The organism is Phyllobacterium sp. UNC302MFCol5.2, assembly GCF_000686005.1.
Lineage (GTDB): Bacteria > Pseudomonadota > Alphaproteobacteria > Rhizobiales > Rhizobiaceae > Phyllobacterium > Phyllobacterium pellucidum.
In genome coordinates, this window is record NZ_JMLL01000016.1 from 12,945 (window position 1) to 31,541 (window position 18,597).

Below are 18,597 nucleotides of genomic sequence, written 5' to 3' on the forward strand. Positions count from 1 at the left end.
CGGCGGCGCTCAAGGCTCAGATGGCGACGTCGTATTTCGCCTGGGTTTTTGCCTTGATTTCGTCAAGCGTCACGCCGGGCGCAATTTCGATCAACGTCATCTTCGGCTCGCCGTGACGCTCGAAGGAAAAGACACCGAGATCGGTGATGACGAGGTCGGTGACGCGTTGTCCGGTAAGCGGCAGGGTGCACTCTTCGAGAAGCTTGGCTTCTCCCTTGGCCTCATGCTCCATGACGACGACGACACGCTTGACGCCCGCAACGAGATCCATGGCGCCGCCCATGCCCTTGACCATCTTGCCAGGGACCATCCAGTTCGCGAGGTCGCCGCTGCGGGAAACCTGCATCGCGCCGAGAATGGAAAGGTCGATATGGCCGCCGCGGATCATGCCGAAGCTGTCCGCACCGGAGAAATAGCTGGTCGTCGGCAGTTCGGTGATGGTCTGCTTGCCGGCGTTGATAAGGTCGGCATCTTCGTCTCCCTCATAGGGGAATGGGCCCATGCCGAGCATGCCGTTTTCGCTCTGCAACTGAACGCTCATGCCGGTGGGGATGTAATTTGCAACGAGGGTCGGAATACCGATGCCGAGATTGACGTAGAAGCCGTCCCGCAGTTCCTTGGCGGCGCGTTCGGCCATTTGATCGCGTGTCCAGGCCATGTTAGTTCACCTCACTTGCAGCAATGATACGCGGGCGGGTCGTTCGTTGTTCGATATGCTTGACCGGATTGGGCACATGCACGATGCGCTTCACGAAGATGCCAGGCGTATGCACCTGATCGGGGTCGATCTTGCCCGCATCGACAAGATGCTCGACCTCGGCGACGGTGACCTTTGCGGCCGTCGCCATGATCGGGTTGAAGTTGCGCGCCGTCTTCCGATAGACAAGGTTACCTTCCGTATCGCCCTTGAAAGCGTGGACGATGGAAAGATCGGCAAACAGGCCGCGTTCCATGACGTAGGATTCACCATCGAACTCGCGCACGTCCTTGCCCTCGGCAATGATCGTTCCGACACCGGTCTTGGTGAAGAAGGCGGGGATGCCCGCGCCACCGGCGCGAATACGTTCGGCAAGCGTACCTTGCGGATTGAACTCGAGTTCGAGTTCGCCCGAAAGATATTGCTGGGCGAAGAGCTTGTTCTCGCCGACATAGGACGAGACCATCTTGCGAATCTGGCGCGTTTCCAGGAGGACGCCGAGGCCTATGCCGTCAACGCCCGCATTGTTGGAAATCACCGTCAGATCCTTGACCCCTGAATCGCGGATCGCATAGATCAATGCTTCGGGGATGCCGCATAGGCCAAAGCCGCCGGCCATGATGGTCATGCCGTCGAACAGCAGGCCATCGAGCGCGCCGCTCACATCTGAATGAACTTTTTTCAAGGATAATCTCCCATTTCTCCATCCTCTGACAGCAACGGTATGGCTTGTCGAGGCGGTACAGGTAGTCGTATTAATACTGCATGACCGCAGCGGCATCTCTGAGTTCCGACATCGCAAATCCTGAAAGCGCCAAGCGCTTCTGGCTGGCCGACCTGCCGGTGCCGATGGTCTATGCGACGTACCGTATCATACGCGATTGCAATGTCGAATTCGCCAAGGAGTTCGGTTATGAGCGCGATGAACTGATCGACCAGAGTTTTTCCAAGCTCTATCCGAAGCTCAGGGATTTCGTGCGGACCGGCGAAATGTGGCAAACGAACTTCGCCGGCGGCAGGGTCTATTATGACGAGCGGCTCATGCGCCGGCGTGATGGCACGAGCTTCTGGTGCAAGGTTAGGGGGCGTAGCCGCAACCACGCAGACCCTTTCGCTGAGGCGCTATATTGCTTCGAGCCGATGACTCGAACGGTTGCCGCCACGACCAGCCTTATATCGGATAGGCAAAAGCAGGTGCTTACCCTCGTCTCGCAGGGCAAGACCAACTCCCAGATCGCTCAGGAAATCGGTTTGTCTAAGCGGACCATCGAAGCACACCGAGCGCGGCTGATGCGCGCCCATGGCCTGCGCAACAGCGCCGAACTCATCGCCTGGTTTGCGGCTCTCCGCTAAAAAGTCGGCGGAGTGCAAGCGCTGACAACCTCGCAGGGGTTGGGGCCGACGCAGCGGAACCGATGCGGCCTGCGGCTTTCGAAATAGTAGGCGTCACCGGGTCCAAGTATCCGCCGCTCATCGTCGACCGTGACTTCAAGACGCCCGCTTATGACGATGCCGCCTTCCTCGCCTTCGTGAACCAGAGGTATCTTTCCCGTATCCCCTCCAGGCTCATAACGTTCCTTGAGGATCTGCAGCGTTCGTCCGAAGAGATTTTCGCCGATCTGCCGGTAGGAAATATTGCCCTTGCCGATTTCGACCAGGTCGCCCGCTTCGTAGAAGACTTTCTGCCGGCGGTCGGGCTCGAGCGCAAAGAATTCGGCGAGGCCGATCGGAATGCCGTCGAGTATGCGCTTCAATGCACCGACCGAGGGATTGGTCTGGTTGGATTCGATGAGCGAGATGGTGGAATTGGTCACGCCTGCGCGCTTGGCCAGTTCCCGCTGCGAGAGTCCGTGCCTCTCGCGCAGGAAGCGCAGCCGGCCGCCGAGATCGATGCTCATTGCTGTTTCACCTGTTTCGTATAACGCAAATATCCCACGAGGTTTCAACAAAAACAATGGCTTGATTTTACCCAGAAAAGGACTTGTTGGGCAATTCAAAGCGTGGCCTTTTCGTGGAAGAAGAGGAGACCTCCCGATGTTAATGTCAAACACCCCATCGCTTGAAAATTTCTGGATGCCGTTTACGGCCAACCGCCAATTCAAGGCGGCTCCGCGGCTGCTCGCGGGCGCCAAGGGCATGTATTACACCGATGTGGATGGCGGACAGGTGCTTGACGGTACCGCAGGTCTCTGGTGCGTCAATGCAGGTCATGGCCGCGAAAAGATTGCCGATTCGGTATCGCGCCAGCTCATGACGATGGACTATGCGCCCCCGTTTCAGATGGGCCATCCCTACGTCTTCGATTTCGCTGAAAAGCTTGCGGCAATTGCGCCTGGCGGCAAGGCGGCAGGACTTACCAAGGTGTTTTTCACCGGGTCTGGTTCTGAATCGGTCGACACGGCACTCAAGATTGCCATCGCCTATCAGCGCGCAATTGGCCAAGGCACGCGCACACGCGTCATTGGCCGCGAGCGCGGCTATCATGGCGTCGGCTTCGGCGGCATTTCCGTCGGCGGGCTCGTCAACAATCGCCGCGTTTTCCCGACGCTGCCCGGCGTCGATCACATGCGCCATACACACGATCCGGCGCGCAATGCCTTCGTCAAGAATGGTCTGCCTGAACATGGCGCTGATCTTGCTGACGATCTGGAACGCCTTGTCGCCCTCCACGGCGCGGAAACGATTGCCGCTGTCATTGTCGAGCCGGTTGCAGGTTCGACGGGCGTGCTCTTGCCGCCGAAGGGCTATCTCGAAAAGCTTCGGGCCATCAGCAAGAAGCATGGCATCCTGCTCATATTCGATGAAGTGATCACTGGCTTTGGTCGCCTCGGAACGCCTTTCGCGGTCGATTACTTTGGTGTGGTTCCCGACCTCGTCACCACGGCGAAGGGTCTGACCAACGGCGTCGTTCCAATGGGCGCAGTCTTTGCCAGCGAAGCGGTTCATGATGCGCTGATGGTAGGACCGGAAAGCCAGATCGAACTTTTCCACGGCTACACCTATTCGGGACATCCTGTCGCCTGTGCCGCAGGTCTGGCGACGCTTGAAATCTACCGCGAGGAAGGCCTTCTCACCCGCGCCGCCGAACTTGCCGACCATTGGCAGGAGGCGATGCACAGTCTGAATGGCCTGCCGAATGTCATCGATATCCGCACCATCGGCCTCGTGGCCGGTATCGAACTCGCACCTCGCGCCGATGCGGCGGGCGCGCGCGGATATGATGTGTTCGTCGACTGCTTCAACAAAGGACTGCTCGTCCGCGTGCCCGGCGACACGATCGCGCTGTCGCCGCCATTGATCGTCCAGAAAGAACAGATCGACACGATGGCTTCGATGCTTGGTGATGCCATCAAGCGCGCCGCTTGAGCTAGGTGCTCTTCAAAATGGCCGAGAAGCGCGGATCAAAAGTCCGCGCTATCGGTTCGGCCGCCGCGCCAAGCGCCACCGACCATGGATCGGCCAATCCGGCCTGAAGCCGCGCCTCCGGGAAGCGGCTCGCCCGATCGGCAATCGAGGGCAGCAAAGGCCCAATCTCCTTGACGAGACGGTCGATGAGGCGACGCGGGGCGCCCCCGCAAAGGATGATCGTCTGCGGATCGAATATGGATTCGAGCGCCTGAATGGCTCGTCGAAGGCGCTGCGCCACGTCGGCAATCCATGCTTCGATTTGGGGACTGCCCTTTTGCAGGGCATCGCTCACCATTTCAAAAAGCTGCGGCTCCGATGGATCTATGCTCAGTAATTTGCATAGAGACGCCATCGATGCGTAATGCTCCAGCGGCTCGACATCAGCCCCATCGCCAGGAATCAATGCGAGGATCATGCCGATCTCACCGGCATTCGCATGCGCACCTCCGTAAAGTTCGCCGTTCAGAATAAGGCCAGCGCCAAGCCCGTAACCGAAATAGATGCAGATCGCATGGTCGAGACCGTGCGCCGCGCCGAGCAAGCGCTCGGCCGTAGCCGCCGCCGCCGCATCGTTCTGCAAGGCCACTTCAAGGCCGGTGCCCTCGGCGATACGATCGATCAACGGAAAGTTCTGCCACGCGGTCATCATCCATGGGTCGTCATAGAGCGTATTGATCCCGAACGGACCCGGCATGGCGACGCCGAGACCAACGAGGCGCTTGTCCGCGTCGCTCGTCCGGGCGGCAAGTTCCGCGCGCGCCCGCCTGACGAGATCGAGAATCACCAGCACGCCTTCCGCTGGTCCCCCCGGCGGCAGTTTCGCCTCGTACTTCACTAGTACTTCGCCGACTAAGTTCACGATCACCGTGCGGGTGACGTGGCGATCGATCTGCAAGCCGATTGCAAACGCGCCTTCCGGTACAAGCTGGTAGGGGGTGGCGGGCTGTCCCCTCCCCCGCCGCACGGTCGCCTGCGAGCGTACCAGACCGTCGGATGCAAGTTCCTCGATAATGTTGGAGACCGTCTGCGGCGTGAGGCCGGTAGCTCTCGCGAGATCGGCGCGCGACAGGGCGCCGTTGACGCGCAGCGCATCGATCATGATGCGGCGATTATGCGCGCTTGCACCGCCGAGGTTCGTCCCGCTCTTGGCTCTGATCGGTCTCTTGTCCGTCATCCACAGTCCCCACTTGACTCCAGAAGAATATTGAACAACTAATAAGTCAAGACAATTGATTTAATAAAAGACCGCAAGAGTCTTCGGGGAATGAGCACTGGCCGGACGAAGGGAAGTCGCGGGCAGGTCCTGGTTAAAAAGCTCTCGGACTTAACGACCAACCGGCGTCTCTCGCTCGAGTGGCTCCGCAACTGACCAAGGCCAAATAGGAGGTAATAATGTTGAAATCCGTGCAGACCGCGCTTCTCGGCGCGACACTCCTTGGAGCGGCGCTCTTCTCGCCAGCCCATGCGGAGACGAAGATCAATGCGCTGTTCATGGCGCAGGCTGCCTATAGCGAGGCAGACGTTCGTGCCATGACTGAGGCCTTCACCAAGGCAAATCCGGATATCTCGGTCAATCTCGAATTCGTTCCCTATGAGGGATTGCACGACAAGACCGTGCTCGCCCAGGGATCGGGCGGCGGCTACGACGTCGTTCTCTTCGATGTGATCTGGCCGGCAGAATATGCAACCAATAAAGTCCTGACGGATGTAACGGACAAGATCACGCCGGAAATGAAGTCGGGTGTATTGCCGGGAGCTTGGACCACCGTCGAATATGACGGCAAACGTTATGGCATGCCATGGATTCTCGACACCAAGTATCTCTTCTACAATAAGGAAATTCTGGAAAAGGCAGGCATCAAGGCGCCGCCAACGACATGGGCGGAGCTTGCCGAACAGGCCAAGACGATCAAGGACAAGGGCATACTTGCCACCCCGATCGCCTGGAGCTGGTCGCAGGCGGAAGCTGCCATCTGTGATTATACGACGCTCGTCAGCGCCTATGGCGGCAGCTTCCTCAAGAACGGCAAGCCCGCCTTCCAGACCGGCGGCGGTCTCGACGCGCTGAAATATATGGTCGATAGCTATACGTCCGGCGTCACCAATCCGAACTCCAAGGAATTTCTGGAAGAAGATGTGCGCCGCCTGTTCCAGAATGGTGATGTAGCGTTCGCCCTTAACTGGACCTACATGTACAACATGGCCAACGATCCGAAGGACAGCAAGGTCGCCGGCAAGGTTGGCGTGGTGCCTGCCCCGGGTGTCGAAGGCAAGAGCAAGGTTTCGGCGGTCAACGGTTCGATGGGCCTGGGTATTACCTCTACCAGCAAGCATGCGGACGAAGCCTGGAAATACATCACCTTCATGACCTCGCAGGCTACGCAGAACCAGTATGCTAAGCTCAGCCTGCCGATCTGGGCATCGTCCTATGACGATCCGGCCGTGGCAAAGGGTCAGGAAGAACTGATCGCCGCCGCAAAGGTCGGGCTCGCTGCCATGTACCCGCGTCCGACGACACCGAAGTATCAGGAGCTGTCGACAGCACTGCAGCAGGCGATCCAGGAATCGCTGCTCGGCCAGGCAAAGCCGGATGCAGCACTCGAAACAGCCGTCCAGAACAGCGGTCTTTGATTTTTCAGCGCGGGCGGCTGCAGACGTTGCTCCGCCCGCGCCTTTCACAATGATTCAATATTGTCGGATCGCATGCACAGGCGGATTTTCATGACGAACAACTGGATCACCACCCGCGCATGGTTCCTGATGTTGCCGCTCCTGATCGTGATGGTTGCGATTATCGGCTGGCCGCTGTTCGACACGGTGCGACTTTCCTTTACGGACGCCAAGCTCGTCGGCACCGCAGGCAATTTCGTTGGTTTCGAAAACTACGTCCGCATCCTTTCCGGTCCCAATTTTCAGCGAACGCTGATCACCACATTCTGGTTCGCTGTGCTTTCTGTCTCGGCGGAGATGGTCATAGGTGTACTTGCGGCGTTGCTGCTCAATCAGCAGTTCTACGGGCGCTCTCTCCTGCGCGCCCTGATGATATTGCCCTGGGCCTTGCCGACAGTGGTCAATGCCACACTTTGGCGTCTGATCTACAATCCCGAATATGGCGCACTCAATGCGGCCCTCACCCAGATGGGGATCATAGACGCCTATCAATCATGGCTCGGTGAGCCCGGGACCGCACTCGCCTCGCTCATCGTCGCCGATTGCTGGAAGAACTTTCCTCTGGTTGCGCTTATTGCCCTCGCCGCCCTCCAGGCCGTACCGCGTGATATTACGGCGGCGGCGATGGTGGATGGCGCTGGTGCATGGTCGCGCTTCCGCTTTGTCATCATGCCCTATCTCGCCGGTCCGTTGATGGTCGCGCTCGTCCTGCGCACGATCGAAGCGTTCAAGGTGTTCGATATTATCTGGGTCATGACGCGTGGGGGACCAGCCAACAGCACGCGTACCCTTTCAATCCTCGTCTACCAGGAAGCGTTTTCGTTCCAGCGGGCGGGATCCGGCGCTTCCCTCGCCTTGATCGTCACGCTGCTGGTGACGATCCTTGCCGTCGCCTATGCGGCCCTCATTCGTAAAAGCGCAGGTGTATCCTGATGGAACGTAGAAGCCTTGCAGCGACCATTTTCGTACATCTCGCGGCCCTGCTTTTGCTGGCGGTGATCCTTGCGCCGGTGCTCTGGCTCTTCGTCATGAGCATTTCTTCAACGCCCGATCTCATCGCCAAGCCCCTTCACTGGTGGCCGGATACCGTGGACCTGTCCCGTTACGGCGTCTTGCTGTCTTCGGTCGCCAACAGCGCCGGACAGGCCTTTGTCGCCTCCCTCTTCAACAGTATCAAGGTCGCTGGAATGGCGACAATCGCCGCGCTCATCGTTGCGATCCCCTCGGCCTGGGCCGTTTCGCGAACGCCATCCGTCGGCTGGTCGCTCTACGCGGTCATCGCGACCTACATGCTGCCGCCCGTCGCGCTCGCCGTACCGCTCTACATGGCCCTTTCCTGGCTGGGTCTTCTCAACAACGTCTTCGGGCTCGCGCTGGTTTACCTCACGATCCTCGCTCCGTTCACGACGTGGCTCCTCAAGTCAGGCTTTGACTCCATACCCCGTGAGATCGAAAGCGCGGCGACCATGGATGGCGCGCGCCTCGACCAGATCCTTCGCATTATTACGCTGCCGCTGGCCGCGCCGGTCATGGCGACCGCAGCGCTCTTCGCTTTCCTGCTCGCCTGGGACGAATTCTTCTATGCCCTGCTCTTCACCTCCGATCAGCGTGCGAAAACGCTGACCGTCGCGATCGCCGACCTCGCCGGCGGACGCGTCTCCGATTATGGCCTTATCGCCACAGCGGGTGTCCTGGCCGCCCTCCCCCCGCTGCTGATTGGCCTTTTCATGCAACGCGCCCTGATCTCGGGGCTGACCAGTGGCGGCGTCAAAGGATGACCAAGACCATGAACACCACCCGGCCCACCGGACTTGTCGCGATTGAATATGAAATGTCACGCCAGAATGCCGACGCCATCGCCTCTTTTGACGCCGCCTCTTCGCTTGCGGCGACGATTGCCGCATCGCTGCGCAAGAATGGTCGTCTGCTGCTGCTCGGCATGGGAGGCTCGCACGCCGTCGGACGTGCCGTCGAACCATTCTATCGCGCATTGGGGATCGATGCGGTTGCTATCCCGCTCTCCGAACAGCTCGGCCAGCCGCTGCCGCTGTCTGGAAAGACGGTCTTGCTCACATCGCAGTCGGGCGAAAGCGCCGAAGTGTTGCGCTGGTTCGCCGAGGTCGGCGTGCCCGCTGATACGTTCGGCTTGACGCTCGAGGGCGGCTCTACGCTCGCCCGGACTGTTCCGTCCCTCGTCGGAGCCGGCGGCACGGAAAAAGCCTTTGCGGCAACGCGCAGCCTCACGCTGAGTTTCGCCCTGCATCTCGCCATACTGAGCGCGCTCGGCGAAGATGCCGAACCAGCCCTCGCGCTGCTCCGATCCGAGCGCCAGCCCGACGTCAGGGCCGCTGTCGACGCGCTTGCAGATGTTGGTTCGGTGGTAACCTCCGCTCGCCGCCTGCAGGGCGTAGCCGAGGCGATCGCGCTTGGGCTAACCGAGCTTTCGCGAGTTCCCTGCTTTCCGCTGGAGGGAGGCCAGCTCCGGCACGGGCCTATGGAAATGCTTGGACCGAAGATGGGCGTCGTATTGTTCCGTGCGCGCGATGAAACCGCAGAGTTCGTAACACGGATGGCGATTTCCGCCCTCGAGGCAGGATCACCTGTCGTCGTGTTCGACGCCTCCGGGCAAGCGCCCGTCGAAGGCGCGGTGACGGTCGACGTCGGAACCGCGAGCGACATGGCCGCCGTATTTGCACTACTGCCGGCCGGCCAGCACTTCATGCTCGGCTTTGCTAGCATGCGGGTCGAGGATGTCGGTACGCCGGTCCGTTCGAGCAAGATCACCCGGAGCGAATGATGCGCCCGCTTGCCGTCATCGGAAACGTCAATGTCGATCTGATCCTCGGGCCTGCCGATCCCTGGCCGACCCCGGGAACCGAAATCATGGTCGACTATGACGAGTTGCGTGTCGGCGGATCGGCAGGCAATGCGGCCCTTGCCTGGCAGGGCCTCGGTGTCGACTTCCAGATCGCCGCCAATATCGGCAACGACCAGTTCGGCGAATGGCTGCGCCAGGGATTTGGTGCTGTGGCCGCAAATTGGCCCGTCGCGCCCACGGGCACCACGCTTTCGGTTGGCATCACGCATCCGAATGGTGAGCGCACCTTTTTTACCACGCGGGGTCATATCGGAGCGCTCTCCTGGCAGGAGGTGGCATCGATGCTCGACACTGAAACGCTGAAGGGTGGCATCGTCATCCTTTGCGGGGCCTTCCTGACAGACGGCCTCGTTGCCGAGTATGACCAGCTTTTCGCCTGGGCCGATGCAAATGACATTGCGCTTGCGCTTGATACCGGTTGGCCGATCGACGGATGGACGCAGGCAAATCGTGAAAAGGCGCGCCGGTGGCTCTCGCGCTGCACGGTTGCCCTGTTCAACGAAGTCGAAACAACTCAACTTGCCGATTGTGGTGATCCCGTTGAAGCGGCCCGGACATTGAAGGCGCTTATGCCACTCGGTGCGACCGTCGTCGTGAAGCGTGGTCCCGATGGAGCGCTAGCGATCGATCCTGACGACAGGCTCGTCTCGGTCGCGGCGCCGCTGGTTGCCGTTGCCGATACCATCGGCGCGGGTGACGTGTTCAATGCGGCTTTCATAGCAGCGCAAGCCGATGGCCAGACGCTAGAGCACAGCCTGAAATGCGGTGTGCGTATCGCCTCGACAGCCATATCCACTGTTCCGCGCCGCTACGACGGCGAGATCCTTCATTCATCCCTGGAGAACGCGCCATGAGCGCCCTTGAACTCGTCAATATCCGCAAGCGCTATGGCAGCGTCGATACGCTCAAGGGAATTAACCTGTCATTGGCGAGCGGCGAGTTTCTGGTGCTGCTCGGCTCGTCAGGCTGTGGCAAGTCCACTTTGCTCAACATCATTGCCGGCCTTGCGGAGGCGACGGAAGGTGACGTACGCATCGGTGATCGTTCGGTGACCGGCGTTCATCCAAAGGACCGCGACATCGCCATGGTGTTCCAGTCCTATGCCCTCTATCCCAATCTTTCGGTCGCTCGCAATATCGGCTTCGGCCTTGAAATGCGCAGAGTACCGGCTGCCGAACGGGCAAAGGCGGTCGAAAAGACCGCGAAGATGCTGCAAATCGAGAACCTTTTGGGTCGCAGGCCATCGGAGCTTTCCGGCGGCCAGCGCCAGCGTGTTGCCATTGGCCGGGCGCTTGTGCGCGATCCGAAGATTTTCCTGTTCGACGAGCCCTTGTCCAATCTCGACGCGAAGCTGCGAATGGAGACGCGTACCGAACTGAAGCGCCTGCACCAGATGCTCGGTACCACGATTGTCTATGTGACGCATGATCAGATCGAGGCAATGACGCTCGCCACGCGCATCGCCGTCATGCGCGACGGCCATATTGAGCAGCTGGCATCGCCTGAAGAGATCTACAATCGTCCCGCCACACGCTACGTCGCAAGTTTTGTCGGTTCGCCGCCCATGAACATGCTCGATGCGACGCTGGTGGACGACGTTGCTCAGATTTCCGGTTCACAAACGGCAATCCCCCTCCCCTCCTCCCTGCGAAGCCAGGCACCGCGCAAGGTGATCGTTGGCATCCGCCCGGAGAATCTCAGCCTCGCATTGGGCGACCCAAGCAAGCTCACTATCGACGCCAAAGTCGAAGTGGTCGAATTGACCGGACCTGAACTCGTGGTCACCTCATCTGTAGGCCCCCAGCGCCTTACCGCGAGCCTGCCGCCACGTTCGCAGGTGACGGTCGGCTCGCTACAGCGCTTCAGCATCGATGCCGATGAACTTCATGTCTTCGATGCGGTGACCGAAAAGCGGATCGACGCCTAACAGACTACGCTGCAACACTCGGGCGGCTGACGACATAGGCCGCGCAAGCGATGAAGAACAGCGCAACGATGCCGCCAAGCAGCGGCGACGGTCGGGCAAAATAGAAGAACATTGCATAGCCTAATGCCATGCCGCCGCAGGCGAGAAGCTTTACTCGCTTCGGTATCGCGCCATGTTCCCGCCAGTGTACCAGGGTTGGGCCGAAGACCGGGTGCTCCAAAAGCCATTTTTCAAAGCGTGGGGACGAACGGCTGAAACACCATGCGGCAAGAATGAGGAATATGGTGGTGGGCATGACAGGCAGAAGCGCGCCTATGAATCCGAGCGCCACCATCAGCCAGCCGAGTAAGAAATAGACTGTCCGCTTTGTTCGGTTCATTCCTGCGCTCCACACCAGTGGAGACTGTTTACATCGTCGTGGGTTAAATGTCAGCGATCCGGATAGATTTGCCGCGATAAGACTGCCCGGGGCTTACCCGGGCAATCGAGACTTCACTTAATGCAAGACTACTCGGCCTTCAGCCGTGTATTGCATGCGCTCCAATATTGCGGCCATGTCTTGCCACCCGTCTTGTTGCTCGCCTTGGCCTGCTGCCACTGCTCGCCACAAGCGCTGATCCGCTGACGGAAAGCGACCTGGCCGGGGGTCAGCGGCTTTCCATCCGCTGTCGTTGCAGCGGCGGCTGTCTTGGTCGTGGTCTTGGTGGCTGCCGGTGTCGGCTCCGGAGGCGTCGATGCATCGGAATTGTCAGATTTCAGGCTTTCGCTGCAGGACGAGAGAAACTGGTTCCACGTTTGGCCCTTCAGCGTACCGGCCGACTTTGCCGACTGGTATTGCGTGCTGCACTCCTTGGTGATCGCCTTGGCGGACATTCCGCCCGCCGCTGCAGTCTCGGTGGCCTTGGCGGGTTTGGCGGCCGCAGTATCCTTGGACTGCTTTGTCGTGGCCGTGTCCTTCGTCGCCTTCATCGTCGGCGTCGTGGCGGCGGGCGCCGCAGCATCAGTTGCTCCCGCGTCTTTCAGCTTCGCGCTGCAATCTGAAAGGAACTGGGGCCACTTCTGGCCGTTCAGGGTGCCGGCCTCCTTGGCGGCATTATACTGCGTGCTGCATTGTTTGGTGACGGATTGCGCCGCGGTGGCGGCGGAGGCCGGGAGCGTGAGAAAGATCAGCCCTGCGCCGGCGATGACCGTCGCGGCGACTGTAGTGATACGAAATTGAATCATAACGTGAGTTCCCTTGCGATCGTGTCCGCGGTTCCCCCGAGAACGCACCATGCGTTTCGGCTGGCCTGCACTGCAAGATGATCCCGCACCATTGAATGGCCCGCCGAAAAAACGGCGGACATCCCGGGTCATCGCTTGATGATTGCACTTTGATTGTGGCCAAAAATGTCTGACGTCCAATGAGTGCTCAGGTGAAATATGCATCATGCTCAAATAGACCTGCCCAACCAGACTCGTGATCAATGGCATCGCCATGCCAGCATCGCTCTTTCGACACGCGAATGCAAGAAATGCATAGACCGCCGCCGTGCCAATCCACCCGCACCTGACCAAAATGGGTATCACCGCATAGGCGCGTTGTACCAATGGCGAAATATCATTCTATTGTCTGCCGGGCGTAACATCCTGCAGGGCGGATGGGGCGTGCCGATGGCTGTATTGGGGCTGTTGCATTGCCCAGTGACCAAATCCCAAAGCCGACGATATTCACTGTCGCCTTTAGATTTTTGGAAGTCATCCCAATCTGACTGCAACTCGTGCAGTGTGGTTGTTATGAGTAGTCGTGCAAGCGTAACGCGTTGATAAATCGTTAACTATAACGATGAACGGAAGTTAAACTGGAGCTAATTTCTGTTCGGCAGGCTCTGGAGGGGAACGGAGCTTGGGAGGCCGAGTAGCCCGGCACATCGCCGGGCTACTACGGCTCTTGGCGATTTGCCTAGGATGCCACTCCCATCAATGGCCGGCAACGTGATCGCGATATTACCTGCCCGGCCGCGGTTTGTATGCGCGAAGGCTTCTTTAGCATTGTAACAAATAGTCCGCCGTCTAAACGGTGAGAAACCTGTTACCTATCAACGGATAAGCGCTGAAAGCCTCGCCAAGGCAGACGGTATCAGTCGGCCGCATCGTTAACCAGTTGTTAACAGTAAAGTTCTTGCTGTCTCGAGCGAATCGGACATAATGACGGCATTCGGACGGTTTTAATGGAAATGCCGTCATTTGAGGCCGGGTCGACGATGAACATCGCAACAACAGCAAAAAAAGCTTCCTTTGATGACACGATTCTCGCGCAAGGTCGCGAGATTTCGCGGAAGCTCAATATGCTTCGCATGGAAACATTTCCCCCGAATGCCCGCAAGACGTTGCGCCAGTTTTCTCTCGCCGAGGCCGCATATTTTCTTGGCGTTTCGACCAGCAATTTGAAAAAGCTTCATCTCGAAGGCAAGGGCGTCGAACCGACGATTCATACCGGCGGCCGCAGGAGCTACTCAGCCGAACAGATCATGCAACTGCGCCATTGGCTCGATCGCAACGGCCGCGCCGATGTCAAGAAATATGTGCCGCATCGCCGCGGCGATGAGAAGCTGCAGGTTATCGGCGTCGTTAATTTCAAGGGTGGATCCGGCAAGACGACGACTGCCGCCCACCTCGCCCAACATATGGCGTTGACCGGACATCGTGTTCTTGCCCTCGATCTTGATCCGCAAGCCTCGCTTTCCGCGCTCTATGGCATCCAGCCGGAACTCGACCAGAACCCCTCCATCTATGAGGCGATCCGCTACGACGATTCGCGCAAAGCCATTACCGACGTAATCCTGCCGACCAATATTCCCGGCCTTGACGTCGTTCCCGCCTCGCTGGAATTGCAGGAATATGAGTACGACACGCCGCTTGCCATGCAGAGCAAGAATTCGATCGCCGGCAAGACCTTCTGGAACCGCATCGAAAATGCGCTGAAGGAAGTTGATGGCCGCTACGACGTCGTCATCATCGATTGCCCGCCACAGCTCGGCTATCTGACGCTCACGGCGCTTGCCGCGGCGACGGCGGTATTGATAACGGTTCATCCGCAGATGCTCGACCTGATGTCGATGTCGCAATTCCTGTTGATGCTCGGCGATATCCTCAAGACCGTCGGGGCTGCCGGCGGCGATGTCGATCTCGACTGGTTCCGCTATCTGATCACACGCTACGAGCCGACTGACATTCCGCAAACGCAGATGATGGGCTTCATGCAGTCCATGCTGGCGCCGCAGATGCTGAAGCACCAGATGCTCAAATCGACGGCCATATCGGATGCGGGCCTTACCAAGCAGACACTCTACGAAGTGGAGAAGTCGGCAATGAACCGCCACACTTATGATCGGGCGATGGAATCTATGGAAGCGGTCAATTCGGAAATCCGCGAACTCATCCACGAGGCGTGGGGACGAAGGTAGACGGCAGGCTAAATACGGAATTCAGTCAATGAATTCATCGCATTGACGCAATTTCGGGGAAATTGATTATGGCGCGTAAGAACATCTTTGAAAGCATCATGCACGGCGAACCCGATGTGGCGGCCGATGCTGAGCCAAGCGGCGGCTTCCGCAAGTTCGGCGCCGCGAAATCGATGTCGTCATCGATCGACGAGCTGGCGCGCCAGGCCTCGAAACTGGTTGACGGGGAAACGGTCGTCGATCTCGACCCGAACTTGCTGGACGCTTCGTTCGTGACCGACCGGATGCCGGAAAGTGACGACGAAGAGTATCGCGAATTGTTGAACGCGGTCAGGGAGAGGGGGCAGGACAGCCCCATACTTGTCAGGCCCCACCCGAAGGGCGATGGACGGTATATGATTGTCTTCGGGCATCGACGAGCAAGGGTTGCGAAGGAACTCGGGCGTCCGGTCCGGGCTGTGGTGAAGCCCCTCGCCGATCTCGACCATGTGATCAGCCAGGGACAGGAAAATTCGGCGCGCGCCAATCTGAGCTTTATCGAACGTGTGCAGTTTGCTGATCGCCTTGAGAAGCTCGGCTATGCGCGAGACGCCATACAGTCGGCGCTGTCGATCGACTATCAGACGCTTTCGAAGATGCTGACCATTCCAAAGGCCATCCCGGAAGCAATCATTGCAGCAATCGGCCCCGCTAAGGGAATAGGGCGCGACCGCTGGCTTGAGATGCGCAAGCTGATCGAAAACCCCAGGCACGGTTCGCAGGCTCTTCAATTCGTTGAAAGGGCGGAATTTGCTGCGGCGAAATCGGCAGATCGCTTCGACCAACTCTTCGAGTTCCTCAGGGGCGCCGGATCCAGAAAGCCGGTACGCAAGGCCATCGGCGGAAGCGCCGGATCGGTTTGGACGCCTGACGACAAATCGGTGAAGGTTGCGACAAAGCTTTCCGGCAAGACATTCTCGATTGCCTTGAACGAAAAGAATGCCAGGGAATTTGGTGTGTTCATCACCAATAACCTTGATCAGCTCTATGAAGCGTTCAAGGAATCGAAAAAAGTGACTGAAACAGGAGATTAGACCCGCAAAAGAAAAAGGCCCCCAAACGACCCGGTCGTGGAAGCCTCTCTCAAAGTTCTAGCAGACTGAGAATCGCATTTCCACGAATCACTGTCAAGAGTCCCCGACGTCGTTTTGACGAGCAGATTTCTTTTGCCTTTTGAAAAGGGCAATGAGGATGAATGGAAATCTGATAACGACGCCCTTCGGGCGGCGGTCGATGTCGCTTGCACATCTTCGGGCACAGACCCGGGCGCAAGATATTGCGCCGGGAAAGTCTGCAGACAAGTGGCAGGTCTATCGCTGGCTCTGTGAAGGCAAGGAAGAGGTTGGGATCAGCGACAGATCGCTCGCTGTGCTCAACGCCTTGTTGTCGTTTTTGCCGGACAATGAACTTTCCGAAGAAAACGGCACCATTGTCTTTCCATCGAATGTTCAGCTTTCGATGCGTGCGCATGGCATGGCCAACGCCACGCTCCGCCGGCATCTTGCTGCGCTGATCGAATGTGGTCTGATCTCCCGCAAAGACAGCCCCAACGGCAAACGCTACTCGCGCAAGGGCAGGGGAGGGGAGATCACCGAGGCTTTCGGGTTCTCGCTTGCGCCGCTCCTGGCGCGTGCAGAGGAACTCCAGGCGGCCGCTGAGCGCGTGCGCGCCGAACGCCATGCCCTGAAGCTCGTCAGGGAGCGCATCACGCTTCACAGGCGGGACATCGCAAAGCTCATCGAAATGGCGATTGCCGAAGCCATCTCTGGCGATTGGCAACAGTTGTGGACGCGATTTCGCAGCATTGTCGATGCTATCCCGCGCCAAGCGGAAAGGGGAACACTTCATGAGATCCTGGCTCACCTCGTTGCTTTGCACGATGAGGTGGCTATCGCATTGGAAAATAAGCTCAATGAAGAAAATATGAGCGGCAATGAGTCCCGCGATGAACCGCAGCAACAGAATTCAAAACCCGACTCTTTCGCTGAATTTGAACCTGGCTCAAGAAACAGCCAAGGGGCTGAAACTGCGCTACAACAGGAAACAACGGAACACGTCACCCAGACATATCCAGTTGGGTTTGTGCTTAAGGCTTGCCCGGAAATGAACGACTATGCACCTGGCGGCATTGCGAACTGGCGTGATCTGATGGCGACAGCGGCACAAGTGCGCGGTTATCTTGGAATTTCTCCCTCGGCCTACGCGGATGCGCTCGATGCTCTCGGCCAGGAGCGTGCCGCAATCGTCATTGCCTGCATCCTCCAGAGGGCCGAACAGATCAATTCGGCCGGCGGCTATCTTCGGGCGCTGACCGAGAAGGCGAGGGCAGGGGCGTTCTCGGTTGGACCCATGCTGATGGCGTGCCTGCGCTCGACGGGATCGCATCTACGGGTGGTTGGTGATGACGGATGAGCCGGGGTCCAGCGAGGCAAAGCGGCTAGACAACATGCACTGCCGCAGATGTTCCAGTGTCTACGCCGGATACGGTGCCTATAATCCGTGCCGCGGGATAATCGGCGTCAATGATGGTCTCGAGGAGATCTTTGGCTCGCTCGGGACGGCAGGCAATCAGCAATCCGCCCGACGTCTGCGGATCCGTCAGCAGGTGCCTTTGCCAGATGGGAAATCCCGCCGGAAGGACTACCGCTTCGCCATAACTTGCCCAGTTGCGGTGCGAGGCGCCCGTTACGAAGCCCTGTTGGGAAAGGTCGGCTGCCTGCGTAAAATAGGATATGTCGTCCGCGCGCAGGAGGATCGCTGCATTCGAGCCTCGGGCCATCTCAAGGGTATGACCGAGGAGCCCAAATCCCGTCACATCCGTGATTGCGTGCACGTCATTATCGCGAGAAAGTTCTGCACCTACGCGATTGAGCAGCGTCGTCGACGCGATGAGCTCACCATAGGCTTCGTCGGGCAGGGCGCCCTTCTTGAACGCCGCCGCATAAATGCCGACTCCGAGAGCTTTCGTCAGTATCAAGGCGTCGCCGGGTTTCGCGCCACTATTGCGGCGGATATTGGCAACCGGGCATGTGCCGATAACGGCCAGTCCGTAGATTGGCTCCGGCGAGTCGATAGAGTGTCCACCGGCGACCGGAATACCTGCATCCGCACAGACAGTGCTGCCGCCGCGCAGGATTTCACGCACCAGCTCGGCCGGCATCTTGTCGATCGGCATGCCCAGGATTGCGAGCGCCATGATCGGCTTTCCGCCCATGGCATAAACGTCAGAGATGGCATTCGTTGCGGCAATCCGGCCGAAATCGAAAGCGTCGTCGACCATAGGCATGAAGAAGTCCGTCGTTGCGATCACGCAAGTCTCGTCATCCAGCTGCCAAACCGCAGCATCATCGCCGGTTTCCGTTCCGACAAGGAGTTGCGCAAAGGGTCCCGCAATTGGCTGGTCTGCAAGCAGTTGCTGCAGTACCGACGGTGCGAGCTTGCAGCCGCAGCCGCCGCCATGTGCAAGCGACGTCAAGCGGAGCGGCACAGCGGTTCGATCATCCATGGCAGCCTCCTCGCACGTTGAAAGTAC

The 18,597-nt window shown here is 58.9% G+C and carries 18 protein-coding genes; 11 read left to right on the forward strand and 7 right to left on the reverse strand.

The genetic code is table 11. The annotated features are described in order from the left end of the window. Window positions 1-16 precede the first annotated feature (16 nt). Together BR48_RS0120410 and BR48_RS0120415 are read right to left on the reverse strand one after the other, a co-directional pair. Window positions 17-658: a 3-oxoacid CoA-transferase subunit B gene (locus BR48_RS0120410; RefSeq protein ID WP_027233005.1), complete on the reverse strand. Its 642-nt coding sequence runs from the start codon at window positions 656-658 to the stop codon at window positions 17-19. A 1-nt stretch (window position 659) separates the two neighbouring features. Beyond that, window positions 660-1,382: a CoA transferase subunit A gene (locus tag BR48_RS0120415; RefSeq protein ID WP_027233006.1), complete on the reverse strand. Its 723-nt coding sequence runs from the start codon at window positions 1,380-1,382 to the stop codon at window positions 660-662. A gap of 80 nt (window positions 1,383-1,462) precedes the next feature. Here BR48_RS0120415 and BR48_RS0120420 point away from each other — a divergent pair, with 80 nt between their 5' ends. Then, window positions 1,463-2,050: a LuxR C-terminal-related transcriptional regulator gene (locus BR48_RS0120420; RefSeq protein WP_155810942.1), complete on the forward strand. Its 588-nt coding sequence runs from the start codon at window positions 1,463-1,465 to the stop codon at window positions 2,048-2,050. On the opposite strand, the gene BR48_RS0120425 is transcribed toward BR48_RS0120420, so the two are convergent. Next, window positions 2,047-2,595: a cupin domain-containing protein gene (locus tag BR48_RS0120425; RefSeq protein ID WP_027233008.1), complete on the reverse strand. Its 549-nt coding sequence runs from the start codon at window positions 2,593-2,595 to the stop codon at window positions 2,047-2,049. The two genes, BR48_RS0120420 and BR48_RS0120425, sit on opposite strands and share 4 nt — an antisense overlap. A gap of 136 nt (window positions 2,596-2,731) precedes the next feature. On the opposite strand from BR48_RS0120425, the gene BR48_RS0120430 reads away from it, so the two are divergent. After that, window positions 2,732-4,063 (forward strand): aspartate aminotransferase family protein, encoded by a 1,332-nt coding sequence (locus BR48_RS0120430; RefSeq protein ID WP_027233009.1) that lies wholly within the window; start codon window positions 2,732-2,734, stop codon window positions 4,061-4,063. 1 nt (window position 4,064) lies between these two features. On the opposite strand, the gene BR48_RS0120435 is transcribed toward BR48_RS0120430, so the two are convergent. Then, window positions 4,065-5,279 carry an ROK family transcriptional regulator gene (locus tag BR48_RS0120435; RefSeq protein WP_027233010.1) on the reverse strand — a complete coding sequence of 405 codons (1,215 nt, stop codon included), beginning with the start codon at window positions 5,277-5,279 and terminating at the stop codon, window positions 4,065-4,067. Window positions 5,280-5,497: 218 nt separating this feature from the next. Here BR48_RS0120435 and BR48_RS0120440 point away from each other — a divergent pair, with 218 nt between their 5' ends. The 6 genes from BR48_RS0120440 to ugpC all read left to right on the forward strand — a co-directional run bounded on the left by BR48_RS0120440 (window position 5,498) and on the right by ugpC (window position 11,580). Further along, entirely contained in the window at window positions 5,498-6,736 is a 1,239-nt protein-coding gene (locus BR48_RS0120440) for an extracellular solute-binding protein (RefSeq protein ID WP_027233011.1), read from the forward strand. A 90-nt stretch (window positions 6,737-6,826) separates the two neighbouring features. After that, window positions 6,827-7,708 (forward strand): sugar ABC transporter permease, encoded by an 882-nt coding sequence (locus BR48_RS0120445; protein ID WP_027233012.1) that lies wholly within the window; start codon window positions 6,827-6,829, stop codon window positions 7,706-7,708. Beyond that, window positions 7,708-8,553 carry a carbohydrate ABC transporter permease gene (locus tag BR48_RS0120450; protein ID WP_027233013.1) on the forward strand — a complete coding sequence of 282 codons (846 nt, stop codon included), beginning with the start codon at window positions 7,708-7,710 and terminating at the stop codon, window positions 8,551-8,553. The genes BR48_RS0120445 and BR48_RS0120450 overlap by 1 nt, the downstream gene beginning before the upstream one ends. A gap of 8 nt (window positions 8,554-8,561) precedes the next feature. Beyond that, window positions 8,562-9,572 carry an SIS domain-containing protein gene (locus BR48_RS0120455; protein WP_245273648.1) on the forward strand — a complete coding sequence of 337 codons (1,011 nt, stop codon included), beginning with the start codon at window positions 8,562-8,564 and terminating at the stop codon, window positions 9,570-9,572. Beyond that, window positions 9,572-10,507, forward strand: coding sequence for a PfkB family carbohydrate kinase (locus BR48_RS0120460; protein WP_027233015.1), 936 nt, complete (start codon window positions 9,572-9,574; stop codon window positions 10,505-10,507). The genes BR48_RS0120455 and BR48_RS0120460 overlap by 1 nt, the downstream gene beginning before the upstream one ends. Next, window positions 10,504-11,580, forward strand: a complete 1,077-nt coding sequence (gene ugpC, locus BR48_RS0120465) for a sn-glycerol-3-phosphate ABC transporter ATP-binding protein UgpC (RefSeq protein WP_027233016.1) — start codon at window positions 10,504-10,506, stop codon at window positions 11,578-11,580. The genes BR48_RS0120460 and ugpC overlap by 4 nt, the downstream gene beginning before the upstream one ends. A 4-nt stretch (window positions 11,581-11,584) precedes the next feature. On the opposite strand, the gene BR48_RS0120470 is transcribed toward ugpC, so the two are convergent. Together BR48_RS0120470 and BR48_RS0120475 are read right to left on the reverse strand one after the other, a co-directional pair. Next, window positions 11,585-12,013: a YbaN family protein gene (locus tag BR48_RS0120470; protein ID WP_036815146.1), complete on the reverse strand. Its 429-nt coding sequence runs from the start codon at window positions 12,011-12,013 to the stop codon at window positions 11,585-11,587. A 74-nt stretch (window positions 12,014-12,087) separates the two neighbouring features. Next, window positions 12,088-12,804, reverse strand: a complete 717-nt coding sequence (locus tag BR48_RS0120475; RefSeq protein WP_027233018.1) for a hypothetical protein — start codon at window positions 12,802-12,804, stop codon at window positions 12,088-12,090. A 1,019-nt stretch (window positions 12,805-13,823) separates the two neighbouring features. Here BR48_RS0120475 and repA point away from each other — a divergent pair. The 3 genes from repA to repC all read left to right on the forward strand — a co-directional run bounded on the left by repA (window position 13,824) and on the right by repC (window position 17,477). Then, window positions 13,824-15,026, forward strand: a complete 1,203-nt coding sequence (repA, locus tag BR48_RS0120480) for a plasmid partitioning protein RepA (protein ID WP_027233019.1) — start codon at window positions 13,824-13,826, stop codon at window positions 15,024-15,026. A 68-nt stretch (window positions 15,027-15,094) separates the two neighbouring features. Next, window positions 15,095-16,099 carry a plasmid partitioning protein RepB gene (repB, locus tag BR48_RS0120485; protein WP_027233020.1) on the forward strand — a complete coding sequence of 335 codons (1,005 nt, stop codon included), beginning with the start codon at window positions 15,095-15,097 and terminating at the stop codon, window positions 16,097-16,099. Window positions 16,100-16,256: 157 nt separating this feature from the next. Beyond that, a complete protein-coding gene (gene repC, locus BR48_RS0120490) occupies window positions 16,257-17,477 on the forward strand; it encodes a plasmid replication protein RepC (protein ID WP_027233021.1) in 1,221 nt (406 codons plus the stop codon). 25 nt (window positions 17,478-17,502) lie between these two features. On the opposite strand, the gene selD is transcribed toward repC, so the two are convergent. Next, on the reverse strand, window positions 17,503-18,570 hold the full coding sequence (gene selD / locus BR48_RS0120495; RefSeq protein WP_027233022.1) for a selenide, water dikinase SelD: 1,068 nt from the start codon (window positions 18,568-18,570) through the stop codon (window positions 17,503-17,505). Between the last annotated feature and the right edge of the window lie 27 nt (window positions 18,571-18,597).

Excerpts from the sequence above, each read along its gene's own strand:
- BR48_RS0120435 (WP_027233010.1), bottom strand. The coding sequence starts at position 5,279 with ATGACGGACAAGAGACCGATCAGAGCCAAGAGCGGGACGAACCTCGGC.
- repC (WP_027233021.1), top strand. The coding sequence starts at position 16,257 with ATGAATGGAAATCTGATAACGACGCCCTTCGGGCGGCGGTCGATGTCG.
- BR48_RS0120425 (WP_027233008.1), bottom strand. The coding sequence starts at position 2,595 with ATGAGCATCGATCTCGGCGGCCGGCTGCGCTTCCTGCGCGAGAGGCAC.
- BR48_RS0120450 (WP_027233013.1), top strand. The coding sequence starts at position 7,708 with ATGGAACGTAGAAGCCTTGCAGCGACCATTTTCGTACATCTCGCGGCC.
- selD (WP_027233022.1), bottom strand. The coding sequence starts at position 18,570 with ATGGATGATCGAACCGCTGTGCCGCTCCGCTTGACGTCGCTTGCACAT.
- ugpC (WP_027233016.1), top strand. The coding sequence starts at position 10,504 with ATGAGCGCCCTTGAACTCGTCAATATCCGCAAGCGCTATGGCAGCGTC.
- BR48_RS0120445 (WP_027233012.1), top strand. The coding sequence starts at position 6,827 with ATGACGAACAACTGGATCACCACCCGCGCATGGTTCCTGATGTTGCCG.
- BR48_RS0120475 (WP_027233018.1), bottom strand. The coding sequence starts at position 12,804 with ATGATTCAATTTCGTATCACTACAGTCGCCGCGACGGTCATCGCCGGC.
- BR48_RS0120440 (WP_027233011.1), top strand. The coding sequence starts at position 5,498 with ATGTTGAAATCCGTGCAGACCGCGCTTCTCGGCGCGACACTCCTTGGA.
- BR48_RS0120410 (WP_027233005.1), bottom strand. The coding sequence starts at position 658 with ATGGCCTGGACACGCGATCAAATGGCCGAACGCGCCGCCAAGGAACTG.
- BR48_RS0120420 (WP_155810942.1), top strand. The coding sequence starts at position 1,463 with ATGACCGCAGCGGCATCTCTGAGTTCCGACATCGCAAATCCTGAAAGC.
- BR48_RS0120455 (WP_245273648.1), top strand. The coding sequence starts at position 8,562 with ATGAACACCACCCGGCCCACCGGACTTGTCGCGATTGAATATGAAATG.
- BR48_RS0120430 (WP_027233009.1), top strand. The coding sequence starts at position 2,732 with ATGTTAATGTCAAACACCCCATCGCTTGAAAATTTCTGGATGCCGTTT.
- repB (WP_027233020.1), top strand. The coding sequence starts at position 15,095 with ATGGCGCGTAAGAACATCTTTGAAAGCATCATGCACGGCGAACCCGAT.
- repA (WP_027233019.1), top strand. The coding sequence starts at position 13,824 with ATGAACATCGCAACAACAGCAAAAAAAGCTTCCTTTGATGACACGATT.
- BR48_RS0120460 (WP_027233015.1), top strand. The coding sequence starts at position 9,572 with ATGCGCCCGCTTGCCGTCATCGGAAACGTCAATGTCGATCTGATCCTC.